10 protein-coding genes are annotated in these 8,356 nt (G+C 57.9%); 6 read left to right on the forward strand and 4 right to left on the reverse strand.

The genetic code is table 11. The features are described from left to right. Nucleotides 1-379: 379 nt before the first annotated feature. A complete protein-coding gene (locus VJ956_RS02310; protein WP_324081191.1) occupies nt 380-538 on the forward strand; it encodes a hypothetical protein in 159 nt (52 codons plus the stop codon). 88 nt (nt 539-626) lie between these two features. On the opposite strand, the gene VJ956_RS02315 is transcribed toward VJ956_RS02310, so the two are convergent. Together VJ956_RS02315 and VJ956_RS02320 are read right to left on the reverse strand one after the other, a co-directional pair. Beyond that, nucleotides 627-1,826: an IS91 family transposase gene (locus VJ956_RS02315; RefSeq protein ID WP_292294439.1), complete on the reverse strand. Its 1,200-nt coding sequence runs from the start codon at nt 1,824-1,826 to the stop codon at nt 627-629. A gap of 12 nt (nt 1,827-1,838) precedes the next feature. Beyond that, entirely contained in the window at nt 1,839-2,726 is an 888-nt protein-coding gene (locus VJ956_RS02320; RefSeq protein WP_324081193.1) for a site-specific integrase, read from the reverse strand. 530 nt (nt 2,727-3,256) lie between these two features. On the opposite strand from VJ956_RS02320, the gene VJ956_RS02325 reads away from it, so the two are divergent. Next, entirely contained in the window at nt 3,257-3,535 is a 279-nt protein-coding gene (locus VJ956_RS02325) for a CopG family ribbon-helix-helix protein (protein WP_324081195.1), read from the forward strand. Continuing rightward, complete coding sequence (locus VJ956_RS02330) at nt 3,523-3,822, forward strand: type II toxin-antitoxin system RelE/ParE family toxin (protein ID WP_324081197.1); 300 nt, start codon at nt 3,523-3,525, stop codon at nt 3,820-3,822. Before VJ956_RS02325 ends, VJ956_RS02330 begins: the two co-directional genes overlap by 13 nt. A gap of 161 nt (nt 3,823-3,983) precedes the next feature. On the opposite strand, the gene VJ956_RS02335 is transcribed toward VJ956_RS02330, so the two are convergent. Continuing rightward, nucleotides 3,984-4,466, reverse strand: a complete 483-nt coding sequence (locus VJ956_RS02335; protein ID WP_324081199.1) for an IS4 family transposase — start codon at nt 4,464-4,466, stop codon at nt 3,984-3,986. A gap of 339 nt (nt 4,467-4,805) precedes the next feature. Here VJ956_RS02335 and VJ956_RS02340 point away from each other — a divergent pair, with 339 nt between their 5' ends. The 3 genes from VJ956_RS02340 to VJ956_RS02350 all read left to right on the forward strand — a co-directional run bounded on the left by VJ956_RS02340 (nt 4,806) and on the right by VJ956_RS02350 (nt 7,211). After that, nucleotides 4,806-5,030, forward strand: a complete 225-nt coding sequence (locus tag VJ956_RS02340; protein WP_414674366.1) for an integrase core domain-containing protein — start codon at nt 4,806-4,808, stop codon at nt 5,028-5,030. A gap of 425 nt (nt 5,031-5,455) precedes the next feature. Beyond that, nucleotides 5,456-6,556 (forward strand): ISAs1 family transposase, encoded by a 1,101-nt coding sequence (locus VJ956_RS02345; protein WP_324081201.1) that lies wholly within the window; start codon nt 5,456-5,458, stop codon nt 6,554-6,556. 91 nt (nt 6,557-6,647) lie between these two features. Beyond that, entirely contained in the window at nt 6,648-7,211 is a 564-nt protein-coding gene (locus tag VJ956_RS02350; protein WP_324081203.1) for a hypothetical protein, read from the forward strand. 248 nt (nt 7,212-7,459) lie between these two features. On the opposite strand, the gene VJ956_RS02355 is transcribed toward VJ956_RS02350, so the two are convergent. Further along, nucleotides 7,460-8,224, reverse strand: coding sequence for an IS3 family transposase (locus VJ956_RS02355; RefSeq protein ID WP_324081205.1), 765 nt, complete (start codon nt 8,222-8,224; stop codon nt 7,460-7,462). Nucleotides 8,225-8,356 lie beyond the last annotated feature (132 nt).

The raw sequence follows: 8,356 nt of genomic DNA on the forward strand, positions 1-8,356 counted from the left end.
AATTCCGATGGCAGTTCGAACGGGACAACGGTAGATTTGGCCATGGTGGCATATCCTTTCTCTCTGAGAACGACGGCGTCTTGAACACCGCCATGATATGCCGCCTACCTCAGCCCATCACCAACTTTCGGGCATAACTCCTTGACTTCTTCGTTCTCGATATTGCGGATGCAGTGCCTAAAGACGACATGGTCGATTGCTGAGAATGTTCAGGGCTTTTTAAAGCCCTCAGAGCCGAATAGATCGCTTGAGGCCGTCGATGCCTAAATAGCACTCAAGAGCCTCTAAGGTGAAGGTATTCCGATGCGGGTCGCGTTGGAACGCTGCTCATTCGCGCGACCACGACCCGGGTTGGAAAACCTCCCAAGGAGGAAGCCGCGTGGGTCTTGGATCAGGCTATGGGGAAAGTGCGCGGACGGTTGGGGCGACGGTTGCATCCGGAGTGCTGCTGATGGCGCTCCAGGTGCCTGATACGGTCGCAAACCCGGCCGATGATCTCAACAAGGCTTTGCGTTTTGGAGTTATTGCCGCCTCGTGACGCACTGGAGACGATCGAGCACACGCCGTTCGGACCGGGTCTGCGGGCTGTAGCCGGTGGTGCTCCGTAATGGATGACGGGCGATATGTCATGCGGCCTGCTCCCTCGGTGGGGCGCGCGACATCGGTTTTTGCCCGCGCCGGAAGATCTCGATTATGCGCATGGGGCCGCCGCAGCAGGGGCACGGTTCGCGCAGGGTGAGCGGGGCGATCTCGGTCTGTGGTTCCTGCACGGCGAGTTGCTCAGGCCGCTGGACGCAGAGCAAGGCGCGGATCATTCTGATGTTGGCTTTGCGGGTCGCGCTGGCCAGCAGGCCGTAGTGCCGGATGCGGTGGAAGCCGTCAGGTAGCACATGGATCAGGAAGCGGCGAATGAACTCGGGCGTGACCAGCCGCATGACCTTTTGCCGATCGCCGGATTTGATGCGGTAATCCTTCCAGCGAAAGGCCACGGCATGGGCATCGGCGCTGACCAGGCGCGCGTTGGAGATGGCGACGCGGTGGGTATAGCGGCTGAGATAGGCCAGCACGGCCTCGGGTCCTCCGAAGGGCGGCTTGGCATAGACCACCCAGTCGGATTTGCGGAACGGGGCGAGCCAGGCGGTGAAGGTGTCCGCGCTGGCCAGCTCGGCCAGATCGCCGAAGAAGGCCAGCTGACCGGCCCGGTGCAAATCCATCAGTCCCTCCAGAAACAGGCGCCGGAACAACCGCGACAGAACCCGCACATGCAGGAAGAACCCCGGCTTGCAGGCAATCCACCTCGCGCCGTCGGGCGACAGGCCACCGCCTGGGACGATCATGTGGACGTGCGGATGGTGTGTCAGCGCCGAACCCCAGGTATGGAGCACGCTGGTCACGCCGACCCGGGCACCGAGGCGCTTGGGGTCGGCTGCAATGGTCATGACCGTTTCCGCAGACGCCCGGAACAGCAGGCCATAGATCGCCTTCTTGTTCCAGTAGGCGATCTGCGCGATCTCGGCTGGCATCGTGAAGACGACGTGGAAGTATTCCACGGGCAGCAGGTCCTCGGCACGCGCCGCCATCCAGTCACGCGCCGCTGGCCCCTGGCACTTCGGGCAGTGCCGGTTCTTGCAGGAGTTATAGGCGACGTGATGGTGGCCGCATTTGGCACAGCCCGCCACATGCCCGCCGAGCGCCTCAGACCGGCAGGCTTCGATCGCCGACATGACCTTGAGCTGGGTCAGGCTGACATGCCCCGCATTGGCCCGCCGCCACGCAGGACCATGCGCGCGGAAGATGTCAGCGATCTCCAGTTTGGGCCGGGCCACCCCGGCGTCCGGTCACTCCAGGCTTCGCTTCACGGTCTGGTCCTGCAACTTCGCCAGCATCTCGTAGGGGCTGACGGTGTCGCGGATCGTCTTGGTGGCGACATGCGTGTATCGCGCGGTGGTCGTCAGCTTGGCATGGCCGAGCAGCACCTGAATAACGCGCACGTCGGTGTTCGCCTCCAGAAGGTGAGTGGCAAAACTGTGCCGCAACGTGTGCAAGGTCGCAGGCTTTTTGACCCCGGCCATGTGCTTGGCCGAGGTGAAGGCGCGGTTCAGTTGGCGCGGTGAGATCGGGTTGATCTTCGGCTTGCCTGGAAACAGCCAGCCCTCCGGCCGTGCCTCGCACCACCAGGCCCGCAGCAACTCCAGCAATCCGGGCGACAGCATCACCTTGCGGTCCTTCTGGCCCTTGCCCTGCTCGACATGAATCAGCATCCGGTCGCTGTCTATATCACCGATCTTGAGGTTGCAGACCTCGGCCGCCCGTAGGCCTGCGCCGTAAGAGATGCTGAGCGCGGCGCGATACTTGAGCCCTGGTCCAGGTGCTGCCATCAGGATGTCGGACACCTCCTCGACGCTGAAGACCACAGGCAGCTTGCGCGGTTCGGTGCGGAATTGCATGTAGCGCTTCATCTCCTCCCGCCCGCAGGTCATCCCGAAGAAGAACCGCAGCGCCACAATACGCGTGTTGAAGGTCGATGGGGTGATCCCTGTGTCCGTCATATGGAGCTGATAGGCGCGCAAATCCTCCGGCGTGGCTGTATCGGGTGATCGCCCGAGGAACGCCGCGAAATCCTTGATCGCCCGGATATGGGACTTTTGGTGTTTGTCGCCCATTCCACGGATGCGCATGTCTTCGATCATCCGTTGGCGCAGTGGGGTTACTCTCTCCTCTGTCATGAAAGCCTCCTGTCTGATGATTGAGAAGGCCCCAATCGTCCGTCAGGTCAGTCAGATCGCAAAATGCGCATCGCTACGGGCTGCTCACTCCATCAGCCAAATGCGCCAATGCCGCGAAGCGGCTTCGTCCAAGGGCCGTTTCTGAGGCTGTTGACCCACTTGCCGCTCTTTGACCTATCAGGTACCCACAGAGCGCCTCAGATGCCTGAAAAATGTGATTTGGCGTCGTGCTCCAATGGCTGACGCTGGGTATGGAAAATTTGGAAGTGATAATTTGTGCTTGATCGGGAGCCGTTACGCACAAACCCTGAGCTGAGAAACAGTGAAGGGCGCACTTATGCAAACTCTTCACCTGTGGTTCCGAGATTTGCGTGCAATCCTCTTGGAGCTGCGCCCCAGCCGATGGCCAACCCCCTCGATGCCACGGGCATCGACATGGAGGCGGGCCCAATGAATTACCCGATCATATAAGCTCTGGTAATGCTTTTCCTCCATAGGTATTATAAAGTGACACCTATGGAGGAAAAGCCATGCCAACACCCATTGCAGTCAAACTGGACGAAGACGTCCACAGCCGCGTGAAAGTTCTTGCTGAAGCGCGGGACAGATCCCCGCATTGGATGATGCGCGAGGCGATTGCCCAATACGTCGAGCGTGAGGAAAAGCGCGAAGCATTCCGCCAGGACGGTATCCGCGCCTGGAACGCCTATCAGGAGACCGGGCTGCATGTGACACATGCCGAGGCAGATGCTTGGCTGGCCCAACTCGCCGCTGGTGACGATCAGGAGCCGCCTGAGTGCCACGTCTGATCTGGTCGCCCGAGGCGCTGGCCGATGTGCAGCGCCTTTATCGGTTTCTTGCCGAGAAGAACCCTGATGCTGCCAGACGTGCGGCAGGGGCAATCCGTGACGGAATGCAAATCATTGCAGACCATCCAGATGCCGGCCGTCCCGTCGATGACATGGACCCAGAGTTTCAGGAATGGCCAATCAGCTTTGGCGCCAGTGGGTATGTCGCGCTCTACCGTTTGCAACAAGACGTGGCTTTGGTCGTCGCAGTGCGGCACCAGAAAGAGGTTGGCTATCAGCCTTCATAGGCAGGCTCTCGTCAGCGCAAACTACTGGGAAAAAGGTGATCGTGAAATGTTGGGATATGTAAGGCGTCTTGTGCTCTTAGTGGGTCTCATTGCTTCGCCTGCAAACGCGCAAAATGATTTCACAATCAAATATCTTTGTAAGCGCCTCGCCGATCTTGCAGTTACCCATATGTCTCCGCTGGCGGTGTTTCTGCGATGTGCGCGCCTTCGACAAGGTCGGCGAGGCGAGAGAGGCCGCGCCATATGACGGTGGTGCCTGGTCGCGCATCGGAGGTGCGATCGAGATAGCCGCCGAGCCGCGCGATGCACCTGATATAGAAATCGAGGTCGCGCGGGAGCTTCTGCTTGCTTTCTAGCGTCGTGCGCTCGAGCAGTTGGCGTTCGACGTTGGTGAAGACGGCAGCAGGCGATGCTTTCGGCGCATCGCGGCGGAGCATCGTCAGCCATGAGACGCGCCAGGCCACAACGCAGCACAAAGCGATACAGTTTGCCAAACGATCAGCTGTGGCCAGGCGAAGCTCCTCGATCCGGCAGCCAGTTTTCAGGGTCCGGAAGAATGTCTCGATCTTCCAGCGCAGCGCATACGGCGGAAAGCTGGCAATTGTACATTTGGAGGCTTTCGCTCTTGGTCGCCAAATATACATCAACAACTCAGTCGCTCGAGATGATAGATACGGTCCTGAGGGTAGACTCTCTGGAACCTTACGGGAACCCTTTCTGTCTTGAATACAGCCATCCAGGAACGCGTAGGCCAACTCGTCTATAGCCTGACTGGACGCTGATGAGTTTATTGGGAGTGGGGTGAGTTCGACCGGTGGTATCAAGGAGCCGCCCAAATTGCAGAATAGCTGAATATGCAAAGAAAAACCCTGCCGAACACGGCAGGGTGAAGTTGAGGTATAATCTCACAGGTCATTGTGAGAGCAGTGTAGGGGTTGGCTACGCTAGCGACGGATAAAAATCAAGAGCGATGGTTTTCAGTCTTGGAAAGTTGCAGACCAAGATCGGTACTCGCCACCGCCCTGGAACGGCAGATCGCCGCCTTCGTCGACCATTACAACAATAAGCGCTACCACGAGAGCCTCGGAAACCTGACGCCCGCCGATGTCTACTTCGGCCGCGATCAGCAGATCCTGAAACAGCGAGAGGAGATCAAACGAAAAACCATGCTCAAGCGGCGCTTGCGCCACCAAACTGAAAACGTATAAAATCAATCAAGGATGAGCCAGAGCCTCCAAACGAAAGCGCACTCAACTGTCCCAAATTATTTGACGACGGACACAACGCAAGCTCTGCAGGAGACACACGGCACACAACCGTTTCCGTCCTGCTGCCCCGCTCGATCTGTAGCTGCCTCATCAACTGGGCGCACGCCGCTGCGCATCTTCTTGGCACCCTCACACACCCAAACTCAAGCGCTCCGTCTCAGGGTGAGACACCCGGCCCGGGCGTCACGGTCCGCCGCCACGACAGGACCAAATTCCCCTTGTTTTTCGGGGGGGGTGATTTAATGAGTACCAAAGGTGCAGGCCGCATGTAAAATACACCGCACAGGCCAGGGGAATCGCACTTGAGCTTTGACAGTTGGGGCAAAGTGGATTCTTGAGGTTTCATCATCAGATGGAGCTTCGAGATGCCGACATTATCCAGCTATTTCAATGACGAAGATGATCCCCGCAAGAGTAACGCGCCTCGGCATAAGTTCTGTGATCTGATGACGATCGCCCTTTTGTGCGCGCTGTGTGGCGGGGAGACGGCGGTCGACATGGAGCATTTTGGGCAGATGAAGGAGGAATTTCTTCGCGAATTTCTGGAATTGCCTCACGGAATCCCATGCCATGATGCCTACTCTCGGCTCTTTCGCTTGATGAAGCCGACCAGCCTACAGGCCTTTTTCGACAAGTTCCGGAGCGACTTTGCTTCAGCCCATGACGAGCATCCGGCGATCGCCATCGACGGTAAGGAGATGCGGCGCAGCTTTGACAAAGCGGCCGCCCAGTCGAACCTGAACGTTGTTACGGCCTTTGCTCATGGTGCGCGGCTGAGCCTTGGGATGACGCAAAGTGCTAAGGGCGGCGGGGAGATTGTGGCTCTGCGCGAGTTGATTGAGATGCTTGATATTCGTGGCATCACCATCACGGCCGATGCCTTGCACTGCCAGCGAGAGACCTGTGACCTGATCGTGCAGGAAGGCGGTGACTATTGCATGCAGCTCAAGGGCAATCAGGGCGATATGCAAGCCGACGTGCAAGCCTTTGTGGCTGACCAGGATGTTGAATACATTGATGAATATACCTCTGTAGACGGTGACCATGGCCGGGTTGAGGAGCGGTCATATCGCGTCTACGACGTGCCGGACTATCTCGCAGAAACCCATCAGTGGCCACATCTCGGTGCCTTCGTTCATGTCGTCTCCAAGCGCACAGCGGGCCAAACAGCCAGAAGCTCCGAGCGGCTGTACCTCCTGTCAAAATGCGTCACAGCTCAAGCAGCCGCCACGCTGATCCGTGGCCACTGGGAAATCGAGAACAGCTTGCATTGGTCGCTGGATGTGGTGATGAACGACGATCAGCACCGCGCGCGCAAAGACAACGCCCCCGCCAACTTCGCCGCGCTACGACGGATCGCATTGGGCATCATCAAGGCGAATACTGCAAAAGGCTCAAACCGCGTGAAGTTCAAAAAGGCAGGCTGGAGCAATGACTTCCTGCGCACACTCATCCAAGGCTTCTGAAGCGCGATTGCCCTGCCGCACAGGCCTATTTGAATTGACATAAACGCCAAGGAGTGCCAAACAGAAAGCTGACTGATTTTAGGAGATTGTGATGTTGTCTCACCTCAAAACCATGATCGGAGCCATCGCGCTCATGCTCAGCGTCGGAGCCTTTGCCGGTGAGGCAAAGGCGCAGACGCTTACTATCCAAGTCGGAAACGATATTTATGAGATAGCGGCTGTTAACGAAACCTATGCTAATGCGACTTCAGATCACCAAGTTCAGCCATGGTGGGGTAATTCTACTCTTAGCGAAAGTTTCGTCAGAGCTTATCGTGCCGAATGGCTGGCGCAAGGACAACCACCTTTATTTAACACCAGCTCATCATCAAGTGATTTACTCTCGTTTGTTCATGAGTTTCGTCCTAATTATATTGGCTCTACAGATTTCGTGTTTGGATGGGCAATTTTTGAATCAGGTGGCGTTTCTTCGACGGGCTCACCCGCAGATCCAGCACCAGGTTCAACCGACGCCGAACGATATAACTATGCACGCGCTACATTTATTGAAACCGTCCCCGAGATCGACGGCGGTGCCTTGAGCCAGGCTGCGTTTGTCCTGCTGGCATTTGGTCTGTTCCTAGCGGCGCGGCGGCGGTCCGGGAATATGGCCTGACGAGGCTCGGTTGTCCTGTGTCAACGGCGGAGTAAAATCCGACCAAAGGGCGGCGCAAAAGTAGACCACTTTGGGGTTGGGTGACGGGCGCGCAGAGCGCTGGCGGTTGACTGGCCGCCTTGGCCCGTGAGGGCCAAGTCATGGATTTCGATCAGGTGGTTTTGGTGGCTTTTCGCGCTTGGCTCTGAGAGGTGGTCCTGCTTTTTCGACCAGAATGCAGCCCAGTTAAGGTGGATCAGGGTTTCACGTCAGGCTGCCATTTTCATGGGTTCCGTTTTGCTGGCATGGACCTCTTCGGGGGTCAATATGCCATGGGTCGAGTGGGGCCGCTCGGCGTTGTAATAGGCCAGCCATTTCCCAATACCGTCTCGGGCCTGTGACCCGGTCTCGAAGGCGCGCAGGTAGACGCATTCGTATTTCAACGACCGCCACAACCGCTCGATCATGCGATTGTCGATCCAGCGGCCCTTGCCATCCATCGATATCTTCACCTTGGCCTCCTTCAGCTCATCGATCCAGTCGCTGCTGGTGAACTGCGATCCCTGATCGGTGTTGAAGATATCCGGCGGGCCATATTTGGCCAGCGCCTCTTTCAGCGCCGCGACACAGAAGTCTGCCTCCAAGGTATTCGACAGCCGCCAGGCCAGCACCTTGCGACTATACCAGTCCATGATCGCCACCAGATACAGGAACCCCCGCTCCATCCGGATATAGGTGATGTCGGCGCACCAGACCTGGTTGGGCCGGTTGATCGCCAGCCCCTTGAGCAGGTAGGGATAGATCTTGTGCGCCGGGTGCTTCTTGCTGGTGTTGGGCTCCTGGTAGATCGGCACCAACCGCATCAGGCGCATCAGTCGACGCACACGATGGCGGCCACATTTGTGACCCTGCCGCTTCATGTGCCGCGCCATCTGGCGAGAGCCATACCACGGGGTCTCCAGGAACTGCTTGTCGATGATCTCCATGAAGGCCAGGTTCTCAGCGCTCTCCCCCGTGGGCCGGTAATCCCACATTCCCCAAGTAACTCGCTTATTTCGCTGTCGTGATTGTGCTATTTCCGATATAAATCATGGCGTTGGAGGCTGCGAGGAGCTTATTTCATGGATCACCCAGAGGGTGCGGGCTCACCGCAGGCAGAGCGGGTC

The sequence above is a fragment of the Marinobacter sp. genome, from assembly GCF_035268745.1.
GTDB lineage: Bacteria > Pseudomonadota > Gammaproteobacteria > Pseudomonadales > Oleiphilaceae > Marinobacter.

Bases quoted from the DNA above. Each gene is read 5' to 3' on its own strand.
- VJ956_RS02355 (WP_324081205.1), bottom strand. From the start codon at position 8,224: ATGTGGGATTACCGGCCCACGGGGGAGAGCGCTGAGAACCTGGCCTTC.
- VJ956_RS02320 (WP_324081193.1), bottom strand. From the start codon at position 2,726: ATGACAGAGGAGAGAGTAACCCCACTGCGCCAACGGATGATCGAAGAC.
- VJ956_RS02350 (WP_324081203.1), top strand. From the start codon at position 6,648: ATGTTGTCTCACCTCAAAACCATGATCGGAGCCATCGCGCTCATGCTC.
- VJ956_RS02345 (WP_324081201.1), top strand. From the start codon at position 5,456: ATGCCGACATTATCCAGCTATTTCAATGACGAAGATGATCCCCGCAAG.
- VJ956_RS02335 (WP_324081199.1), bottom strand. From the start codon at position 4,466: ATGTATATTTGGCGACCAAGAGCGAAAGCCTCCAAATGTACAATTGCC.
- VJ956_RS02325 (WP_324081195.1), top strand. From the start codon at position 3,257: ATGCCAACACCCATTGCAGTCAAACTGGACGAAGACGTCCACAGCCGC.